Origin of the sequence: Cedecea neteri, assembly GCF_000758305.1 — a bacterium.
Taxonomy (GTDB): domain Bacteria; phylum Pseudomonadota; class Gammaproteobacteria; order Enterobacterales; family Enterobacteriaceae; genus Cedecea; species Cedecea neteri_C.
The window spans coordinates 141,097-159,585 of sequence record NZ_CP009458.1; the positions used below are offsets into that span (position 1 = coordinate 141,097).

Annotated in this window: 18 protein-coding genes; 13 read left to right on the forward strand and 5 right to left on the reverse strand. The window is 55.4% G+C overall.

Going from position 1 to position 18,489, the window contains the following annotated elements; genetic code table 11:
• Positions 1-10 precede the first annotated feature (10 nt).
• Together LH23_RS24350 and LH23_RS00670 are read right to left on the reverse strand one after the other, a co-directional pair.
• The gene (locus LH23_RS24350; protein ID WP_156108005.1) at positions 11-4,078 is read right to left on the reverse strand and encodes an autotransporter outer membrane beta-barrel domain-containing protein; all 4,068 of its coding nucleotides are present in this window, start codon (positions 4,076-4,078) and stop codon (positions 11-13) included.
• A gap of 594 nt (positions 4,079-4,672) precedes the next feature.
• Entirely contained in the window at positions 4,673-5,284 is a 612-nt protein-coding gene (locus LH23_RS00670) for a histidine phosphatase family protein (protein ID WP_039287004.1), read from the reverse strand.
• Between the two features lie 66 nt (positions 5,285-5,350).
• On the opposite strand from LH23_RS00670, the gene LH23_RS00675 reads away from it, so the two are divergent.
• From LH23_RS00675 to LH23_RS00685, 3 genes are all read left to right on the forward strand, one after another.
• Positions 5,351-5,653 (forward strand): ArsR/SmtB family transcription factor, encoded by a 303-nt coding sequence (locus LH23_RS00675; RefSeq protein ID WP_039287007.1) that lies wholly within the window; start codon positions 5,351-5,353, stop codon positions 5,651-5,653.
• 8 nt (positions 5,654-5,661) lie between these two features.
• Positions 5,662-6,186, forward strand: a complete 525-nt coding sequence (locus LH23_RS00680; RefSeq protein WP_039287010.1) for a rhodanese family protein — start codon at positions 5,662-5,664, stop codon at positions 6,184-6,186.
• A 90-nt stretch (positions 6,187-6,276) separates the two neighbouring features.
• Positions 6,277-6,456 (forward strand): hypothetical protein, encoded by a 180-nt coding sequence (locus tag LH23_RS00685; protein ID WP_039287014.1) that lies wholly within the window; start codon positions 6,277-6,279, stop codon positions 6,454-6,456.
• A 113-nt stretch (positions 6,457-6,569) separates the two neighbouring features.
• On the opposite strand, the gene LH23_RS00690 is transcribed toward LH23_RS00685, so the two are convergent.
• Entirely contained in the window at positions 6,570-6,857 is a 288-nt protein-coding gene (locus LH23_RS00690; RefSeq protein WP_008458220.1) for a DUF2623 family protein, read from the reverse strand.
• A 351-nt stretch (positions 6,858-7,208) separates the two neighbouring features.
• On the opposite strand from LH23_RS00690, the gene LH23_RS00695 reads away from it, so the two are divergent.
• Complete coding sequence (locus LH23_RS00695) at positions 7,209-7,664, forward strand: L-alanine exporter AlaE (protein WP_039287017.1); 456 nt, start codon at positions 7,209-7,211, stop codon at positions 7,662-7,664.
• A gap of 43 nt (positions 7,665-7,707) precedes the next feature.
• Here the strand turns inward: LH23_RS00695 and LH23_RS00700 are convergent, their stop codons facing one another.
• Positions 7,708-8,052, reverse strand: coding sequence for a DUF2002 family protein (locus tag LH23_RS00700; protein WP_008458222.1), 345 nt, complete (start codon positions 8,050-8,052; stop codon positions 7,708-7,710).
• Between the two features lie 160 nt (positions 8,053-8,212).
• On the opposite strand from LH23_RS00700, the gene LH23_RS00705 reads away from it, so the two are divergent.
• On the forward strand, positions 8,213-8,542 hold the full coding sequence (locus tag LH23_RS00705; protein WP_008458223.1) for a DUF883 family protein: 330 nt from the start codon (positions 8,213-8,215) through the stop codon (positions 8,540-8,542).
• Positions 8,543-8,613: 71 nt separating this feature from the next.
• Here LH23_RS00705 and LH23_RS00710 read toward each other — a convergent pair whose 3' ends face one another.
• On the reverse strand, positions 8,614-9,990 hold the full coding sequence (locus tag LH23_RS00710; protein ID WP_052050094.1) for a PLP-dependent aminotransferase family protein: 1,377 nt from the start codon (positions 9,988-9,990) through the stop codon (positions 8,614-8,616).
• A gap of 87 nt (positions 9,991-10,077) precedes the next feature.
• Here LH23_RS00710 and LH23_RS00715 point away from each other — a divergent pair, with 87 nt between their 5' ends.
• The 8 genes from LH23_RS00715 to proW all read left to right on the forward strand — a co-directional run bounded on the left by LH23_RS00715 (position 10,078) and on the right by proW (position 18,464).
• Entirely contained in the window at positions 10,078-10,509 is a 432-nt protein-coding gene (locus LH23_RS00715) for a carboxymuconolactone decarboxylase family protein (protein WP_008458225.1), read from the forward strand.
• 453 nt (positions 10,510-10,962) lie between these two features.
• Positions 10,963-11,199, forward strand: coding sequence for a glutaredoxin-like protein NrdH (gene nrdH, locus LH23_RS00720; RefSeq protein ID WP_039287022.1), 237 nt, complete (start codon positions 10,963-10,965; stop codon positions 11,197-11,199).
• Positions 11,196-11,606 (forward strand): class Ib ribonucleoside-diphosphate reductase assembly flavoprotein NrdI, encoded by a 411-nt coding sequence (nrdI, locus tag LH23_RS00725; protein WP_008458227.1) that lies wholly within the window; start codon positions 11,196-11,198, stop codon positions 11,604-11,606. Before nrdH ends, nrdI begins: the two co-directional genes overlap by 4 nt.
• Positions 11,607-11,641: 35 nt before the next feature.
• Positions 11,642-13,723 (forward strand): class 1b ribonucleoside-diphosphate reductase subunit alpha, encoded by a 2,082-nt coding sequence (gene nrdE, locus LH23_RS00730; protein WP_419672748.1) that lies wholly within the window; start codon positions 11,642-11,644, stop codon positions 13,721-13,723.
• 22 nt (positions 13,724-13,745) lie between these two features.
• Positions 13,746-14,708, forward strand: coding sequence for a class 1b ribonucleoside-diphosphate reductase subunit beta (nrdF, locus tag LH23_RS00735; RefSeq protein WP_039287029.1), 963 nt, complete (start codon positions 13,746-13,748; stop codon positions 14,706-14,708).
• A 34-nt stretch (positions 14,709-14,742) separates the two neighbouring features.
• Positions 14,743-15,933, forward strand: a complete 1,191-nt coding sequence (locus tag LH23_RS00740) for an alginate lyase family protein (RefSeq protein WP_039287032.1) — start codon at positions 14,743-14,745, stop codon at positions 15,931-15,933.
• A gap of 255 nt (positions 15,934-16,188) precedes the next feature.
• Positions 16,189-17,388, forward strand: coding sequence for a glycine betaine/L-proline ABC transporter ATP-binding protein ProV (proV, locus tag LH23_RS00745; RefSeq protein ID WP_039287034.1), 1,200 nt, complete (start codon positions 16,189-16,191; stop codon positions 17,386-17,388).
• Positions 17,385-18,464, forward strand: a complete 1,080-nt coding sequence (gene proW / locus LH23_RS00750) for a glycine betaine/L-proline ABC transporter permease ProW (protein ID WP_039287037.1) — start codon at positions 17,385-17,387, stop codon at positions 18,462-18,464. The genes proV and proW overlap by 4 nt, the downstream gene beginning before the upstream one ends.
• Positions 18,465-18,489: the final 25 nt, after the last annotated feature.

Consider the following 18,489-nt stretch of genomic DNA (forward strand, 5'->3'; position numbering starts at 1 on the left):
TTTGGGTTTATCAGAACCCGTATTTCACGCCAATCATCGCGGAGGTGTCGTGATAGCCTTTATCGCCGATTTGCTGCGCGACGCCGCCCCACATGTTGAGGTCATGCGAAATCTGCCCCTGCACGCCAAGCTTGAGCTGGCCGATGTTGCGCGCCCCCTCTTCATTGAGCAGTTTATCCCCCATTCTCACACCAAAGTTTTTGGTGTTATGCAGCCAGTCGGCTTCCACATAAGGCTTGAACTCGCGCCCTTTGCCGTCATCCTCTGTGCGGTGACCACGCAGGTATAACCGCACGCCCAGGCGAGACTGCAGGTTGCCCTGGCCACTATTCTGAATGCGAGTGCCGTTAACCTCGGTATGATCGGCGCTGCGTACGCCCATCCAGGTCAACTGCGCCTGAGGTTCAAGATAAACCGCCTGGCGCTCACTTTCGCTGAGCAGCATGTTGTAGCCGCTTTCCAGCGAAGCGGTGAAGCCTCGGCTCTTGTAGTCCTCGTTCGGCAAATCATCACTGCTTACGCGGTTGTTAAACCAGTTGTACATCACCCAGCCGTCAACATAGATGCCTTCGCGGGAAACAGCGTTCTGATACCAGGTCCCGTAGGCCCCGACGCTGTAACCGTCCAGCTCTGACTCAGAGCGATAGCCGGTCAAGTTTGAACGTGAGTTGCCCTGCACGTTGCCGTACCCGGCCATCAGACCCGCGCCCCAGCGGTCGGTCTGATTGCTGGTGCCGTGTAAGAACTCGTTCCCCATCTGTGCCACATAACGGTTGGCACTGGATCTTATCTGACCTTCCCCGGTATGGAAGCGGTTCTGTCCGCCTTCCTGACGCAGCCAAAAAGTGCTGCGGGTCAGACCGCGCTCGTCCAGTGGGGCACGATACTCGGTGGCCCCTTCGCGATCGTCCAGCGTCAGGTTAAACAGCGTGTTCGCTGCGGTCAGGTTCACCAGGTAGCTGCCGACCTCAGGGCGATAAACCCTTACAGGATCTGGCTGCGTTGGCGTAACCGGGGTAACAGGTGGCTCCGGCGGCAGGTTGCTCATAGAGGTCAGGTACCAGTTTTGCCCCTTCTGCACCAGGCTGTAGTCCCATGCCCCGGCAACGATACGCCCGGACTGGGTAAACGCGCCCGCTGCGGAGTTCCCGTCAACGGTCACCACTTCAATGCCCTGTTCGGTTTGCGCGCCCTGGCCACCAACGTTGTTGACCGTCAGCACGGTTGAACCAGAAGTCCCACCATGAATCACCAGTTTGTCGGTGAGCGAACTGTCGTCCCCCAGCACGGTGTTAATGTTCAGCCGGCTGTCGGTACCGCCTGTATAATCACCGCCAACATTCAATGTGTTACCGACAATATCGGCCCGGCGAGAAAGATTCACGGTCCCGTTGTTACTCAGAGCCCCGTTCACGGTGAAACTGGCAGCATCATCGTTACCCTGCAGCGGGCTGCCAACGGTTAAGGTACTGCCGGTTTCCAGCGTGGCTGCGCCGATGCTGCCAGTCCCGGAAAGTTCGGTCAGGCTCTTAGCCGTAACGTCGCTGACCAGTGAACCCGTCACGTCCAGACTGCCTTCAGCCAGGGTGGTCGCACCGGTGTAAGTACTGTCCCCGGTCATGGTCAGCGCCCCGCTGCCAAGCTTAGTCAGGCTGCCGCTGCCGGCTACGCCCTGGCTGATGGTGGTATTGAATTCCTGGGTATCGAGCGTCCCGCCCGCGCTTTCCAGCGTGATGGGACGGTCTAAATCAAAGCTGTTGCTTAATTGCAGCGTGCCGCCGTCAAAGGTCAGCAGGCTGGAGTCTGACCCCAGCGCGCCATTCTCAGCCACCTGCAGAATGCCGTCATACAAAGTCCATGGCGTTGTCGCAGCCGTGGTGTTGTTCAGCACCCAGGTACTTGCGCCCGTTTTATGGAAGTGTTCGAACCCTTCATACTGTGCGCTGTCGCCAATATTGGCGGCATCGAACTGACTATTGGCGTCACCACCCAGAATAAGCGTGTCGTCGCCGGCCGTAGCCTGCACGGCACCCAGCACGTTATAGCCATCCCGAAGCTCGAGTGAGTTTGTCCCACCGGTAAACAGAATCGCCTGCGAGCGGTTTTGCCCGTTGAAATCCAGCCCGCCGCTGATGGTCCCGCTATTAACGATGGTCATATCGCTGCCGCTGATCCCGATCCCGCCGACGCCAATATCTCCAACGCCGTTTGTTCCACCTGCCGTACCGGGTTCACCGCCGTTACCGCCCGAAATCGTGCCGGTATTAACAACGCTGCCGCCACCGGAGGTAATGCTGATCCCTGCGCCGCCCGCGCCACCGGCATCACCGCCGCCGCCGCCGCCCCGGTTACCCGTGCCGCCAAGGATATCGCCGTTATTCACTACCTGGCCGCCCGCACCGATCAGCACGCCGCTCCCGCCTTCACCGCCGCTACCGCCGTGACTGGTATCACCGCCGCTGCCGCCTCCGGTCCCGCCTAGCCCGCCGGTAATACTGGCACCAACGTCGTTGGTCAGCGTGCCGTTGCCTTCAATGGATAAGCCGTTCCCGCCTTTTGCGCCGGTCCCGCCGTCGGACGTCGGGCTGTTACCGTTGGCCCCCGCGCCGCCGTTGCCGCCCACAAACGCACCCTGGTTAGTCACGTTCCCGGCCCCGACAATGGAGACTGCATCACCACCGGCGCCACCGACGCCACCGCCGCCCGCAGAATCATCTCCGCCTTTACCGCCGGTGACGACCCCGCTGGACTCATTGATAACATCCCCGCCGCCGTTGATTTCAATCCCAATGCCGCCAGCTCCGGAGTCTCCGCCCTGGGAAGTACTTAGATTGCCGCTGCCGCCGCCGCGATTGCCGAGCCCACCGGTGACTTCGCCGAAGTTACTGACGCTGCCGCCGCCTTTAAGCTCGATCCCGGTCCCGCCTTTACCGCCGTCGCCGCCATCGCCACCGCTGAGGTTATCCCCGCTACTGTTGGAGTTACCGCCACCACCAGTGCCGGCATTGCCACCGATAATATGGCCGCCCTGGTTGTTGATGACGTTGCCGCTACCCTCCACGGTGATCCCGCTGCCGCCGTTGCCGCCCGCAGAACCATATCCCACAACACCAGTCCCCTGGCCCGACTCAACGGCCCCGCCGTTACCGCCGTCGCCGCCGTCGCCGCCCAAAATTCTGCCGCTGTTGGTTATCGTACTGGTACCACTCAGCCAGACGCCGCTCCCGCCTTCGGCCGCCTCACCGCCGCTCCCGCCCACGCCGGTCACATTGGCGTTGTTTTTAGTATCCGCGTTTGCTGCAAGGCCACCTGTGGCACCGTGCCCACCGGTAATCGTCCCGGTGTTAGTCACATTCCCACCCTGGGTCAGCATCACGCCGTCACCGCCCGCGCCGCCTGCCCCACCGCTGCCGCCGTGGAGGGTTTCGCCCGCTTCGGTTTGATCGTTTGCCGTGGCACTCCCGGTATTGCCGCCGGTACCGCCGTCGCCACCGGTAATAGAACCGCTGTTGGTATAGCTGCCTGCGCCGGTGATCAGCACGCCGGCGCCGCCGTCACCGCCATCACCGCCGCTGCCGCCGTTACCCGATTCGGTAACATCCGTGGTATTACTGCCGCCGTTGCCTCCCCGGCCACCGTTCCCGCCTTTGATGTCACCGCTATTATTGCCGCTGTTGCTGTTCAGCACTTCCCCGGCAGATCCACCGCCACCGCCGCCACCGGCCGAACCGTTGCCGATAGAGGCAGTACCATCAGACTGCTGACCTTTCCCACCGGTTGCGGTACCCGCTGGCAGCGAATTGGTTACGCCGTCAACGCTGCCCGCGCCCCCGTTCTCCCCCTGGCTGCTGCTTTGCCCACGCCCGCCTGCGCCGCCCGCTCCGCCGTTCCCACCGATGCCCGTGGTGGTATCCATCGTGCCGCCTCCGCCACCCTGCGCGCTGTCAGACACGGTTGCCGGATTTCCAGCCTGTCCGTCGTCAGCAAACGTTGGCTGAGGGAAGGTACTTAATAAGGCGGCACTGATCGCGGTGGCAATCAAACGTCGCTTGCCTGGGTTCTGTAATATACGGGGCATTTGCGTCCTCTTTAACTCTGCGGAGTCGTGTTGATTCGAAATATCAGAAACAGGCGTGCAACAATTTATTTAAAATTGCCTTAGGGTTTTAAAAGACGAGCGAAAACAACCTTCAAATGAAAGCAGGCCTCATTTAAAAATCACTCTCGTGTTAAAATAATGTAATTACAAAAACACCCCAGACGGCGATAAAATCAACCTTTCACGGCTATCTCTTGCATGGATAAAATTCATTTCGGTGACTAATTTTAACACCGCGAAAATAGACCTAAGTAAAATTAAATTGTATTACAATTTGATTTGGCGCATGGAATGAATAGGAAGGAGAAATTAAACGGGGAAGAAAACAGATATTTTTCAGACAAAAACAAAACATAACACCATGTTTTATTTGAATTTAAATCCATTATCAAAATACAGAAAGGAAAGACTCAAAAAAAGCAATTTACAGATTAATCCTATTAGGAAATTAACCCTAATTTTGTTTTTGAAAGTAAAAAATCAATTTAGTCATCAAAAAAAACCTATAAAAAACCCTGTTTTCAGTGCAACAAATAAACCATCAACGAGCTTAAACAGCACCAATAATGTCCATCAAATATTGCGTAAATGCGTCGCAATACCCCATTTAACCAAATTGATACATTCACCTTCAATATTCATGATGCTATAACTGCAGTTTTGATGCCCATATTGCCGGAGATCGTCGGTAATTAAAGCGCCTTTCAATTGCCAGATAGCAATTTCCAAAGCATGGCCATGGCTGACAATAATAACGGTATCATTCTGGTGACGTTCGTTTAGCGCTTTCAGGCAGGAAAACAGGCGATGACTCACATTATCCAGGCTTTCACCCTGAGAACTTACCCGCAGCGGATCGCCCGATAGCAGGGCGCCAAATAACTCAGGATGCTGTTTTCGCGCCTCCATCGTATTTATCCCCTGAAGCAGCCCAAAATCACGTTCCTGCAGACGTTCATCTACGGTTATCTGACTGTGTAATTTACTGGTCAGCACATCCGCTGTGTGCCGGGCACGTAGCGCTGGTGACGTGTAAATATGCGCCACAGTTAAATCGGCCAACGCGTCAGCCAGCGCAAAGCTCTGCCGGATGCCCCGCGCCGTAAGTTGGCTGTCCAGCCTTCCCTGAATAATGCCTTGTTGATTCCCCTCACTTTCGCCATGCCGCACCAGAATTGCCCGCATACTCTTTCCTTTGTTGTGATTTTAATTTAGCATTTACTAAATTTAGAGTTATCTAAAGTAAAAATCATGACATCTGAACTATCCCAACTCCAGTCCAGTGCGGATGAAGCCGCAAAACTGCTTAAAGCCATGAGCAATCCCCGGCGCTTGCTGATCCTCTGCCTTCTCCTCGACTCCCCAGGCACCGGGGCCGGAGAACTGGCTGCCGCCGCAGGATTAAGCCCATCAGCGACCTCCCAACACCTGGCGAAAATGAAGGATGAAGGCCTCATTGAGCGCCAGCGTGATGCGCAGCGAGTGCTCTATTTCATCAAAGATAGCGCGGTACGCGAAGTGATCGCGACGCTGAAAACCATTTACTGCCCCTGAGGAATATCATGACTATTTCAGCCATCTTGCCAGAAGAAGCGAAAAAGCTCATTGCCGGCGGTGCCGCGCTGATCGACATCCGCGAGCCAGATGAACATGCCCGCGAGAACATTCCAGAGGCGCATCTGATGCCGCTTTCCGCGATTGAAAACGGCGCCAGGCTGGGGCCACTCGATCCCCATGATGTGGTGATTTTCCATTGCCAGTCCGGAATGCGTTCTTCTCAGCATGCCCAAAAACTGGCGGCGCTTGCCGAACCGGCCCAGGTCATGCTGCTGGCCGGTGGCCTCGAAGCGTGGAAAAAAGGCGGACAGGAGGTTCTGGCGGATAAAAGTCAGCCTCTGCCAATCATGCGGCAGGTACAAATTGTCGCCGGCACGTTAATCCTGCTTGGGGTTGTGCTCGGGTACAGTGTTAATAGCGGATTTTTCCTGCTATCAGGTTTCGTGGGAGCCGGTTTATTGTTCGCAGGTATCAGCGGATTTTGCGGTATGGCGCGCGTACTGGCCTGGCTGCCGTGGAACCGGCGCTAGCGTATCTTGCTTTATCCGCCTCGATTTCTGATCTATGGTTATCAGGCGGCAAAACCGCATTAAATTCCCTTAGCATTCAGAGGTTTTTCTATGTTTAAACCAGGTGATGTGGTTCAGCCTAAACAGGGCGGCCCAAAGCTGCAGGTAGTCGAGGTACAGGGAGAAGATTTGATTTGCGTCCCGGCCGCGACCTTAGGTGCGGAGCAACTGACGCTGAAGGCAGATTCGGTTTCGTTGTACCAGGAAGAAGGCGATTTCGGCGTTTGCTAAGCAACAAAAAAACGGCGTGAGGTTAATCACGCCGTTCTTCTCAATAAAAGTGCCCCTATCCTTGTCGTCGCCATTCATAAACAACCGGGCACGGCGGCAATCCAGGCCAGCAATCAATAGCCCTTCTCATAACCCGCAAAGAAACATCGAACCACAACGTCCGCGTTGACCTCTTTCAGGAAGTCAGCCACCGACTCTTTATCCAGCTGATAGCGACGGGTTAACACCCCGGCCTCCCAGGCAGCACGCTGGCGATCGCCGGTCTGCTCGGCCATATGGTGAGTAAAGCCCAGCACAAAGCCGCGTTTGTAATCCGCACAAAAACGCTCCACGTTAACCGCGCTGTCCGCCTGTCGGGCTTTCATTCCGGCCATCAGGCCCTTACCAAAATGGTTATCCATCAGCGACTCCCCATTGCTCGCTATATAAATAATTATATAACGATTCTAAGCGCGATGGATATCCCTAAAACCCAGAGTTTTTAGGGGATTTTGTGCTTTAAGACGCAGTTAAATCATCTTGTTGATAATAAATAAGAAATTAAAAACAGAATCACAAAATCAGGAAATACCAGCAGCAAAGTGTGTTTCAACGCACTTTATCGACAAAAAACCTATAAATAAAAATTTATAGCTAATTGATGAAAACATTGCAGTGACATACTCTACGCACGATAAATTACATGATTTATAACACCAACAATCAGTCATAAAAGTAGCGCAAGCGACTACTTTTAAACCGGAGTCAACATTATGTTTTCCCCTGAGTCACGCTTACGCCATGCCGCCGCAGATATTTTTGCAATGGTAGTGTATTGCTCGGTAGTGAACATGATGATTGAGATTTTCCTCTCAGGTATGACCTTCGAGCAGTCGCTCTCTTCCCGCCTGGTCGCCGTGCCAGTCAACATTATTATCGCCTGGCCCTACGGCTTCTACCGCGATGCCTTTATGCGCACCGCGCGCCGCCTGACTCCGGCGAGCTGGGCGAAAAACCTGGCCGACGTGCTGGCTTATGTGACTTTCCAGTCCCCGGTCTATGTGGTGATTTTATGGAGCGTGGGCGCTGACTGGCACCAGATTGTGGCTGCCGTGACCTCAAATCTGCTGGTGTCGATGATGATGGGTGCCGCTTACGGCTACTTCCTGGATTTCTGCCGCCGCCTGTTTCGCGTCAGCGGCCAGATGGGCATGAAAGCGGGCGCCTGAGTCCCGACTCGCAAGGGCGACTGGCCCGAAGCCAGTCGTTCACTTATTCAGACTCGCCAAATAACCCTGTCAGATATCTTTCCAGCGCAATGCGGGAACTGAAACCGTGCGGAATACCGTAGTGCTCGTGCGTTTCGCCGGCAAGATAGAGCGGGAACTGCTGGTAGTGATCGCAGGTTTTCATCTCTGAAGCCGGTTCGGCCAGCGACTGGCTGCGCTCTCTCAGAGTGGGGTGAATAATCAGGGCGGTGCGCCCCATGCGCGCTTCGCGGTTAACATAAACGTAATTCTCACCACGACGGTAGCCGTAGGTTTTTGCCGTTACCACATCCATGGTAAAACCCGATTTCTCAAGCACTCGGGCCACCTCATCCGGTCGTAAATACATAGATTTTCCTCGTCATCATTTACTGCATCGCAACCATACAATAAGCAGCATTGACAACGCTTTCGGAATTGTCCAGAAAGGCCAGCAAAGGCTTTGCGCCGCCCCATAACTAAAATCCATGGTCTACACTTAGCGTTACATCTTAGAAAGGGAGACAATAATGGCTAGCCGAGCAAACAAAAATAACGTTGACGATCAGGTAGACGAAATCAATAACGATGTCAGCCAGCTGGCGGATACGCTGGAAGATGTACTGAAGTCCTTCGGGAGCGACGCAAAAGATGAAGTTGATGCCGCACGCAAAAAAGCCGAAGCGCTTCTGAAAGAGACCCGTGCAAGGATTAACGGCAATCAGGGTCGAGTGACGCAAGCCGCGCGAGATGCCGTTGGCTGCGCAGATTCCTATGTTCGCGACAAACCCTGGCAGAGCGTGGGGATTGGCGCGGCGGTAGGTATTGTCCTTGGGGCATTGCTGGTGTCACGCCGCTAACCCCAGGCGTTTAACAGTCGATAAATGAGACTAAATGCGCGTTGTAACCCCGGCCCCTTTCGCCGGGGTTTTTACTTTATGGCCAACCGCAGTTGAAGCGCATAGCGCTGGGCCATTTCATACGAGCTGATATTGGTAAAACTCAGTAGCAAACCGCCAGGCCCGGCGTGTTCAATTCGCCAGCGGCTAAGCGCCTGCACAGCAAGTCCTGCGGCTCTGGCTTTGCCTTCGATGATCAAATCGTCACCTTCGACTTGCATCACCATCTGAATGCCGCCTTCCTGAGGCACAACCGTAAACCCTTGCTCACGTAGCGCCTCCTCGAGCCATAACCGACGTTCGGCGTAGCACTGACGCATTTTTTTTAAGTGCCGCCAGAAATGCCCTTCCCTCAAGAAGTCGGCAATCGCCTGCTGAATAAGAATCGGAGCGGTACAGGGTTGCCTGCGAGCCTGACGCTGAAAATCTTCTACCGCGTGGGAAGGCACCACCAGCCATGCAACACGCAGGGCCGGAAACATCGATTTGCTGAAAGTCCCCGCGTAAATAACCCGCTGCGGGCTGTCCAGACTTTTTAGCGGCGGCAAGGGCTTACCGTGGTAGCGAAACTCGCTGTCGTAGTCATCTTCAATGACCCAGCTTTGTTCCCGGCTGGCCCATTCCAGCAGCGCGTGCCGCCGTGAAAGAGAGAGCGCCACGCCTGACGGGCTTTGGTGCGCGGGCGTCAAAAGCGCAAAACGAGCATTGGGAAAATGGTTCACGCCGTAATCAACCTGCATGCCTTCATCGTCCACGGGGATCGCCCGGATCGCCATCCCGGCTTTGGCAAAATCAGGCCGAACAAAGCGGTAGCCGGGATCTTCCAGCCAGATGCCATCCCCCGGTCGCGCAAGCGTGGCGAGTACCAGGGCTAAAGCGGCCTGGAACCCGGAGGTAATAAAGATTTGCTCCGGCTGGCAGTCAATACTGCGTGAGAAGCGTAGGTAATCCACAATCGCCTGCTTCAATGAGGCTTCCCCGCCAGGTTCCGGCAGCATCAGGTCAAAACGAGTTTGCTGCCGTAACCGCCGCCCCATCAGCCTGGCCCAAATCGCGCGAGGGAAGAGATCCAGCGCGGGAAGCCCCATCTGAAAAGGCCTGGGCGCTCCTTGCGGGTGAGCGGCCGAAATGTTTTGACCACCGGGATCGTGCTTTACCGACGGACTCACAAAAGTGCCCGCCTGCCCACGCCGCTCCAGCCAGCCCTGAGCCACTAAATCGCCATAAGCATTCTCAACCGTGGCTCTGGCAACTCCCAGCTCCAGCGCCAGCGTCCGGCTGGAGGGCAGGCGACTCCCTGCAGCCAGCTCGCCGCTGTTGATCGCCTGCTTTAGCTGACGGGCGATTTGCTGGTAGCGCGGCTGAGCGGGATGAGAGGCCACGGTCAGCGGCGCGAATTTTTTCTTCATGGTCTGGTTTTTTAGTTAATTTATGGCTCTCTTTGATAGTCCATCATAGTGGTAAATTGCCCTCACACCAACATGAGGAGCCACACCATGATCGAATTACGTCAGCCTTACTATGAGCTTTCCCCCAACGTGATCAAACCGATGCGGCAGGCGCTGCAGGGGCTGGAAAATGGCCCTCTGAGCAACGAGCTAATCGAGCTGGTTTTCCTGCGTGTGTCGCAGATTAACGGCTGTGCTTATTGCCTGGAGATGCATGCCAAAGCGCTGCGTAAATCCGGCGTTGATCAGGTGAAGCTGGATTCGCTGGCGGGCTGGAAAGTCAGTCACCAGTTCACAGAAAAAGAGCGTGCGGCGCTGGCGTGGGCAGAAGCGCTCACCCTGATTGCCGACAGCAATGCCGAAGATGATGTGTACCAGCCGCTGCTGCAGTTTTTCAGCGCCGAGGAGATTGTTGATTTGACGCTGGCGGCCAGCATGATGAATGCGTTTAACCGGGTTGCGATTGGGATGAGGCAGTAATCTTTTAGATACAGACACGTTCTATATGGCTGCTCAGGCTTAAACCGCAGCATCGCTTCTGGTTTTTTTACCCTCACCCTAACCCTCTCCCTGAAAGGGAGAGGGAATAGTACGCCATCTATTCTGACCTGTTGTTTTCTCCCTCGCCCCAGAGAATAGATTTCGCACTGTTCTGACCTGCTGCTTTCTCCCCTTTGGGGAGAGGGCCGGGGTGAGGGGCTATCAGCAGAATAGCGAAATCTCAACCGTTCTTTCCTGGATAAAATCTCTTTGTACCGAAGAAGCCTCCCCTTCCCCTACACTTTTCAACCCCCTACAAAAAATCGCAAAAAACACTATATCTTGCGTGGTTGAAAATTTTAAAATCAACATCTAGTATTTCTTTCAGTAAGAACACACCACCCGCGGTCCACTTTATGCGGCGTTCCATCATTCTAAAGGGAAATACGAATCATGCGCATTACTATTTACACTAAAGATGATTGTGTTCAGTGCCATGCGACAAAACGGGCGATGGAGAGCCGGGGTTTTGCCTTCGAAATGATTAATCTTGATCAGTGTCCGGAGGCGGCTGACGACCTGAGAGCCCAGGGCTTCCGCCAGCTGCCGGTGGTGGTAACAGAAGCCGAAAGCTGGAGTGGTTTTCGCCCGGATATGATCAATCGCCTCTGCGTTGCCGCCAGCGTATGAGCACCCTCGTCTACTTCTCCAGCGAGTCGGAAAACACCCTGCGTTTTATCGAACGCCTGGGGCTACCCGCCTTACGCATTCCCCTGGAGGTAAAAGCGCGCCTGGAAGTGACGGAACCCTACATTTTAATCGTGCCCAGCTATGGCGGCGGCGGCATTGCCGGGGCGGTACCGCCGCAGGTGATCCGCTTCCTGAACAACCCGAACAATCGCGCGCTGATCCGCGGCGTGATCGCCAGCGGCAACCGCAGCTTTGGCGAAGGGTTTTGCCGGGCCGGGGACGTCATTTCACAAAAATGCCAGGTGCCTTATCTCTACCGTTTTGAGCTATTGGGCACCCCGCAAGACATCGACAACGTGCGTAAGGGAGTAAGCGAATTTTGGCAACGACAGAAGCAGTCCGTTTAGCAACGGAAAGCGTGGACTACCACGCCCTCAACGCTATGCTCAACCTCTATGACAAAGAGGGAAACATCCAGTTTGATAAAGACAAACAGGCCGTAGAAAGCTTCTTTGCGCAGCACGTTTTGCCGAACACCGTCAGCTTCCCCAGCCTGCAGGCGAAGCTGGACTATCTGGTGGCCGAGCACTATTACGACGATGCCGTGCTAACCCGCTATTCGCGCCCGTTTATCCTAGAGCTGTTCGATAGAGCCCACGGCAGCGGCTTTCAGTTCCAGACCTTTTTAGGCGCATGGAAGTACTACACCAGCTACACCCTGAAAACCTGGGACGGGAAACAGTATCTGGAACATTTCCCGGACCGCGTTTGCATGGTGGCGCTGACCCTGGCGCAGGGAGATGAGCCGCTTGCCACACGCCTGATGGAAGAGATGCTCAGCGGCCGTTTCCAGCCCGCCACGCCAACGTTCCTCAACTGCGGTAAGAAGCAACGGGGCGAACTGGTTTCCTGCTTCATACTGCGGATTGAGGACAATATGGAGTCGATTGGCCGCGCGGTTAACTCGGCGCTCCAGCTTTCCAAACGTGGCGGTGGCGTCGCCTTCCTGCTTTCGAACCTGCGTGAAGCCGGGGCGCCCATCAAACGCATTGAGAACCAGTCATCGGGCGTGATCCCGGTAATGAAAATGCTGGAAGACGCTTTTTCCTACGCCAATCAGCTTGGTGCACGCCAGGGCGCGGGTGCGGTTTACCTTAACGCGCACCACCCGGATATTCTGCGCTTCCTCGATACCAAACGGGAAAATGCCGACGAGAAGATCCGCATTAAAACGCTGTCGCTCGGGGTGACTATCCCGGACATCACCTTCCAGCTCGCCAAAACCAATCAGCAGATGGCGCTGTTTTCGCCTTACGACGTGGAGAGAATCTACGGCAAGCCGTTTGGCGACATCAGCGTCAACGATCTTTATCAGCAGATGGTGGACGACGACCGCATTCACAAAAGCTGGATCAACGCCCGCGATTTCTTCCAGACGCTGGCGGAGATCCAGTTTGAATCCGGCTACCCGTACATCATGTTTGAAGACACGGTTAACCGCGCCAACCCGATTGCCGGGCGTATCAATATGAGCAATCTCTGCTCGGAAATTTTGCAGGTAAACAGCGCCTCGACCTACGATGAAAACCTGGATTACGCGCAAACGGGCAAAGATATTTCCTGCAACCTGGGTTCGCTGAACATCGCGCATACCATGGATTCTGCGGATTTTGGCCGCACCGTGGAGACCGCCATTCGCGGCCTGACGGCGGTGTCTGATATGAGCCATATTCGCTCAGTCCCGTCGGTCGAAGTCGGGAATGCCGCCTCCCATGCCATTGGCCTGGGACAAATGAATCTTCACGGCTACCTGGCGCGCGAGGGCATTGCCTACGGCTCAGCGGAAGGGCTGGATTTCACCAATATCTATTTCTACACCATCACCTGGCACGCGCTTCGCGCTTCCAATGCTTTAGCCCGCGAACGGCAGCAGCGTTTTGCCGGTTTTGAGCAATCCCGCTACGCCAGCGGCGAATACTTCCGCCAGTACCTCGAGCAAACATGGGAGCCAAAAACGGAGAAAGTCCGGGGGCTGTTTGCCAAAGCGGGGATTGCGATTCCAACCCGCGAACAGTGGCTGCAGTTGTGCGACGACGTGCGCGAACACGGCCTGTACAACCAGAATTTGCAGGCGATCCCTCCGACGGGATCGATCTCTTACATCAATCACGCGACTTCGAGCATCCACCCGATTGTCTCCCGGATTGAGATCCGCAAAGAGGGTAAAACGGGGCGTGTGTATTACCCCGCCCCGTTTATGACCAACGACAATCTGGAGTTTTACCAGGACGCCTACGACATCGGCCCGGAAAAGATCATCGACACCTACGCCGAGGCCACCCGACACGTTGACCAGGGGCTTTCGCTGACGCTGTTCTTCCGCGATACCGCCACCACCCGCGACATTAATAAAGCGCAAATTTATGCCTGGAAGAAAGGCATTAAAACGCTCTACTACATTCGTCTGCGGCAGCTGGCGCTGGAAGGCACCGAGGTGCAGGGCTGCGTGTCCTGCGCGCTATAACGCGAAAGCACAAGGAAAGAAAATGACGCAACTGACGCGCGTAAGCGCCATCAATTGGAACAAAATCGAGGACGATAAAGACCTCGAGGTCTGGAACCGCCTGACCAGTAACTTCTGGCTGCCGGAGAAAGTCCCGCTCTCTAATGACATTCCGGCCTGGCAATCGCTCAGCGGGCAGGAGCAGCAGCTCGTTATCCGTGTGTTTACCGGGCTGACGCTGTTGGACACTATTCAGAATACCGTGGGCGCCCCGGCGCTGATGGCCGATTCGCTGACGCCACACGAAGAGGCGGTGATGTCGAATATCAGCTTTATGGAAGCGGTGCACGCCCGTTCCTACAGCTCGATATTTTCCACGCTCTGCCAGACCAAAGACGTGGACGCCGCCTACGACTGGAGCGAGCAGAACGACGCCCTGCAGCGCAAAGCCGCGATCATTCTGGGCCATTATCGGGACAACGACCCGCTGAAGAAGAAAATTGCCAGCGTGTTCCTCGAGTCCTTCCTGTTTTACTCCGGCTTCTGGCTGCCGATGTATTACTCCAGCCGCGGCAAGCTGACCAACACTGCCGATCTCATCCGGCTGATCATCCGCGATGAGGCGGTGCACGGCTATTACATCGGCTACAAATACCAGAAAGCGCTGACACAGCAGAGCCCCGAACGCCAGACCGAGCTGCAAAATTTTGCCCTCGATCTGCTGATGGATCTCTACGATAACGAGCTGGCGTACAGCGAAACGCTTTACCGTGAGCTGGGCTGGGAAGACGAAGTGAAGGCGTTTCTGAGCTACAACGCCAATAAAGCGCTGATGAACCTGGGCTACCAGGCGCTGTTCCCGGCGGAGATGGCGGAAGTCAACCCGGCCATTCTCGCCGCCCTGTCCCCCAATGCCGACGAGAACCACGATTTCTTCTCCGGCTCAGGCTCCTCTTACGTGATGGGCAAGGCGGTTGAAACCGAGGACGAGGATTGGGATTTCTAGTAATCTGGCCGCTGAGCATTTTGCGAGGTGGCCTATGTCGTTATTTCGTTGTTCTGTTTTGGCGCTGCTTTGCGGCAGCGCACCGTTAGCCTTTGGCGCCCCGCTGCTGCTGGACACGGCACAGCTGGCGCACAGTAAGCAAGAGATTAGCCAGCAGAATCCGGCGCTCATGCCAGCCTGGCAAGCCCTCAAGCATAAAGCCGATCAGGCGCTGATTCATCCGCTCTACAGTATCACCCAAAAAAGCCCCGGCGCACCGGCAGGCGATCCCCACGACTATTACAGCTTTTCTGACTACTGGTGGCCCGATCCTAAAAGCCCCGATGGCCTGCCGTGGGTGAGAAAAGATGGCCAGATCAATCCCGCCGCCGTCGGCAAACAAAGTGACAAAGCCCGCCTGAACAGCATGACAGATGACGTATGGAATCTGGCGCTGGCCTGGCAACTTTCCGGCAAAGATGCCTATGCGGATAAAGCCCGCCAGCAGCTGGTGAACTGGTTTATCACGCCGGAAACCCGGATGACGCCGAATCTCGCCTACGCCCAGACTATTCCCGGACGAAAAGGCGTGCGCGGCACCGGTATTCTCGACGGACGCGGTTTTGTGCGGCTGATCGACGCCATTGAATTGCTGCACGACGGCGGCAAGCTGGATGATAAAACCTGGCGCTCGCTCAGGCAGTGGTATCGGGATTATTACCAGTGGCTGACCACCAGCGAAAACGGCAAAAAAGAGGCCGCGGCTGAAAATAACCATGGCACCTGGTACGACGTTCAGGCCGCCGCGATTGCCCTGTGGCTGGGGGATAAAGACGCAGCCAAACAACGTTTAATTTCTGCCACCCAGCGCATTCCGGTGCAGTTTGACGCCAAAGGCGTGCCGGTAACGGAAATTGAGCGCACGCGTTCCTGGCACTACAGCAACTTTATTCTGGATGCCTGGAACCCGTTAGGGCTGTTGGGTGAAAAAGTTGGGGTCAACGTCTGGCAGGCCAAAAGCGGTGAACACAGCCTGCAAAATGGCTACCTGTACATCGCCCAGTTTGTCGATAGCCAGACTCCGTGGCCATACCCCAATATCGAGCCGTTCAAGCCCGATGAAGCTCTGGAAAATATTGTTACCGCCGCGCATGCCTGGCGGGAAAATAATACATTTCAAGACAAAGCCAAATGGCTGCTTAACAGGAATAAAACTGCCGTTATTAATTTAATTGCTAAGCCGTAATATGCCTGTCATTTCAGCCTGAATCACCCAGATTCAGGCTGAATATTCACCTCATTGACAAAAAATATTCCACCGCACTTATTCCCCCTCAGGCCAGCGCTCATGGGAAATTTCTCCCACATTCATCACATGGATATTTCGATATCACAGAATCGAGGGTTGCCTCAGATTCTTAGTATGTTAGGGTATATACCGGTCAATATTTCCATCAGGAATCACCTATAAATAAATTAAATACAGGAAACTGTTTATTGCATGGCAATTAAATTAGAAGTGAAGAATTTATATAAAGTATTTGGCGAACATCCACAGCGTGCGTTCAAATACATTGAGAAGGGCATTTCCAAGAGTGAATTACTGGAAAAAACGGGTCTGTCGCTTGGCGTAAAAGACGCCAGTCTGGCCATTGAAGAAGGCGAGATTTTTGTCATCATGGGGTTGTCCGGCTCAGGAAAATCCACCATGGTTCGCCTTCTCAATCGCCTGATTGAACCCACCCGTGGACAGGTGCTGATTGACGGCATTGATATTGCCAAAATATCAGACTCAGAGCTCCGCGAGGTGCGCAAAAAAAAGATCGCAATGGTCTTCCAGTCCTTTGCTTTAATGCCGCATATGACGGTGTTAAATAATGCTGCTTTCGGTATGGAGCTTGCGGGAATTCCGGTCAAAGAACGGCATGAAAAAGCGCTGGATGCGCTGCGTCAGGTCGGGCTTGAGAATTATGCCCATGCTTATCCCGATGAATTGTCCGGCGGGATGCGTCAGCGCGTAGGCTTAGCCCGCGCGCTGGCCATTAATCCAGACATATTACTTATGGATGAAGCCTTCTCCGCGCTTGACCCCTTAATTCGAACCGAAATGCAGGACGAATTAATTAAGCTGCAGGCAAAACATCAGCGCACCATCGTGTTTATTTCCCACGATCTCGACGAAGCCATGCGTATTGGCGATCGTATTGCCATTATGCAGGGCGGCGAAGTGGTACAGGTCGGTACGCCGGATGAAATTCTGAATAATCCGGCCAACGATTACGTGCGCACCTTCTTCCGCGGCGTGGACATCAGCCAGGTCTTTAGCGCCAAAGACATTGCCCGCCGTAGTCCGGCTGGCCTGCTGCGTAAAACCAGCGGCTTCGGCCCTCGTTCGGCGTTGAAACTGCTGCAGGATGACGACCGCGAATATGGCTATGTCATTGAGCGTGGACAGAAATTCCTCGGCATTGTCTCCACCGATTCGCTAAAAGCGGCGCTGGCGGCGGGTGAAGGCCTGGACCATGCGTTCCTGACTTCTCCGGAGGCGGTTTCTGCCGAAACCTCGCTGAGCGATCTGCTCTCTCATGTCGGCCAGGCTCCGTGCGCGGTGCCGGTGGTCAGTGAAGAGGGGCAGTACGTGGGCATCATCTCGAAAGGGGTGCTGCTGCAGGCATTAGATCGTGAGGGGGCAAGTCAATGAGTGACGCAACTAATCCGTGGGATACCGGCAGCGCAGCAACCGATGCCGCAACCAGTCAGGCAGCCAGTTCTACAGACGCATGGGGCGCTCCGGCGTCGGATGCGGCCACCGGCGGGGGTGCAGACTGGCTGAATTCAGCCCCGGCAGCCGCGCCTGAACATTTCAATATTCTGGATCCGTTCCACAAAACGCTGATCCCTCTCGACAGTTGGGTGACGGAGGGGATCGACTGGGTGGTGACCCACTTCCGCCCAGTGTTCCAGGGCATTCGCGTGCCGGTGGATTATATTCTCAGCGGCTTTCAGCAGCTGCTTTTGGGGATGCCTGCGCCGGTCGCGATTATCGTCTTCGCGCTGATTGCCTGGCAGATGTCCAGCCTCGGCATGGGCGTCGCCACGCTAGTCTCGCTGGTCGCCATTGGAGCGATTGGTGCCTGGTCACAGGCAATGGTCACCCTGGCGCTGGTGCTGACTGCCCTGCTGTTTTGTATGGTGCTCGGCCTGCCGCTCGGGATTTGGCTGGCGCGCAGCGAACGTGCGGCGAAAATCGTTCGCCCCTTGCTGGATGCCATGCAGACTACCCCAGCGTTTGTTTACCTGGTGCCTATCGTGATGCTGTTCGGCATCGGCAACGTGCCCGGCGTGGTGGTGACCATTATCTTTGCCCTGCCGCCTATCGTGCGCCTGACTATTCTGGGCATTAAGCAAGTGCCTGAAGATTTGGTCGAAGCGGCTCGCTCATTCGGTGCCAGTCCGCGCCAGATGTTGTTCAAAGTGCAGCTCCCGCTGGCGATGCCAACCATTATGGCCGGCGTTAACCAGACGCTGATGCTGGCGCTGTCGATGGTGGTTATCGCGTCGATGATTGCCGTGGGCGGACTCGGCCAGATGGTTCTGCGCGGCATTGGCCGTCTAGATATGGGTCTGGCTACGGTCGGTGGCGTGGGGATCGTGATCCTGGCCATTATTCTCGACCGCCTGACTCAGTCCATTGGGCGCGACTCTCGCTCCCGTGGCAACCGCCGCTGGTATACCACCGGCCCGCTGGGTCTTGTGACCCGTCCCTTCATGAAATAAGCCTGGCGGCGGCTTCGGCCGCCCC

Bases quoted from the DNA above. Each gene is read 5' to 3' on its own strand.
- LH23_RS00685 (WP_039287014.1), top strand. From the start codon at position 6,277: ATGTTTAAACCAGGTGATGTGGTTCAGCCTAAACAGGGCGGCCCAAAG.
- LH23_RS00670 (WP_039287004.1), bottom strand. From the start codon at position 5,284: ATGCGGGCAATTCTGGTGCGGCATGGCGAAAGTGAGGGGAATCAACAA.
- LH23_RS00700 (WP_008458222.1), bottom strand. From the start codon at position 8,052: ATGTATTTACGACCGGATGAGGTGGCCCGAGTGCTTGAGAAATCGGGT.
- proV (WP_039287034.1), top strand. From the start codon at position 16,189: ATGGCAATTAAATTAGAAGTGAAGAATTTATATAAAGTATTTGGCGAA.
- LH23_RS00695 (WP_039287017.1), top strand. From the start codon at position 7,209: ATGTTTTCCCCTGAGTCACGCTTACGCCATGCCGCCGCAGATATTTTT.
- LH23_RS00740 (WP_039287032.1), top strand. From the start codon at position 14,743: ATGTCGTTATTTCGTTGTTCTGTTTTGGCGCTGCTTTGCGGCAGCGCA.
- nrdI (WP_008458227.1), top strand. From the start codon at position 11,196: ATGAGCACCCTCGTCTACTTCTCCAGCGAGTCGGAAAACACCCTGCGT.
- LH23_RS24350 (WP_156108005.1), bottom strand. From the start codon at position 4,078: ATGCCCCGTATATTACAGAACCCAGGCAAGCGACGTTTGATTGCCACC.
- LH23_RS00675 (WP_039287007.1), top strand. From the start codon at position 5,351: ATGACATCTGAACTATCCCAACTCCAGTCCAGTGCGGATGAAGCCGCA.
- nrdE (WP_419672748.1), top strand. From the start codon at position 11,642: ATGCTCAACCTCTATGACAAAGAGGGAAACATCCAGTTTGATAAAGAC.
- nrdF (WP_039287029.1), top strand. From the start codon at position 13,746: ATGACGCAACTGACGCGCGTAAGCGCCATCAATTGGAACAAAATCGAG.
- LH23_RS00690 (WP_008458220.1), bottom strand. From the start codon at position 6,857: ATGGATAACCATTTTGGTAAGGGCCTGATGGCCGGAATGAAAGCCCGA.
- LH23_RS00710 (WP_052050094.1), bottom strand. From the start codon at position 9,990: ATGAAGAAAAAATTCGCGCCGCTGACCGTGGCCTCTCATCCCGCTCAG.
- LH23_RS00705 (WP_008458223.1), top strand. From the start codon at position 8,213: ATGGCTAGCCGAGCAAACAAAAATAACGTTGACGATCAGGTAGACGAA.
- proW (WP_039287037.1), top strand. From the start codon at position 17,385: ATGAGTGACGCAACTAATCCGTGGGATACCGGCAGCGCAGCAACCGAT.
- nrdH (WP_039287022.1), top strand. From the start codon at position 10,963: ATGCGCATTACTATTTACACTAAAGATGATTGTGTTCAGTGCCATGCG.
- LH23_RS00715 (WP_008458225.1), top strand. From the start codon at position 10,078: ATGATCGAATTACGTCAGCCTTACTATGAGCTTTCCCCCAACGTGATC.
- LH23_RS00680 (WP_039287010.1), top strand. From the start codon at position 5,662: ATGACTATTTCAGCCATCTTGCCAGAAGAAGCGAAAAAGCTCATTGCC.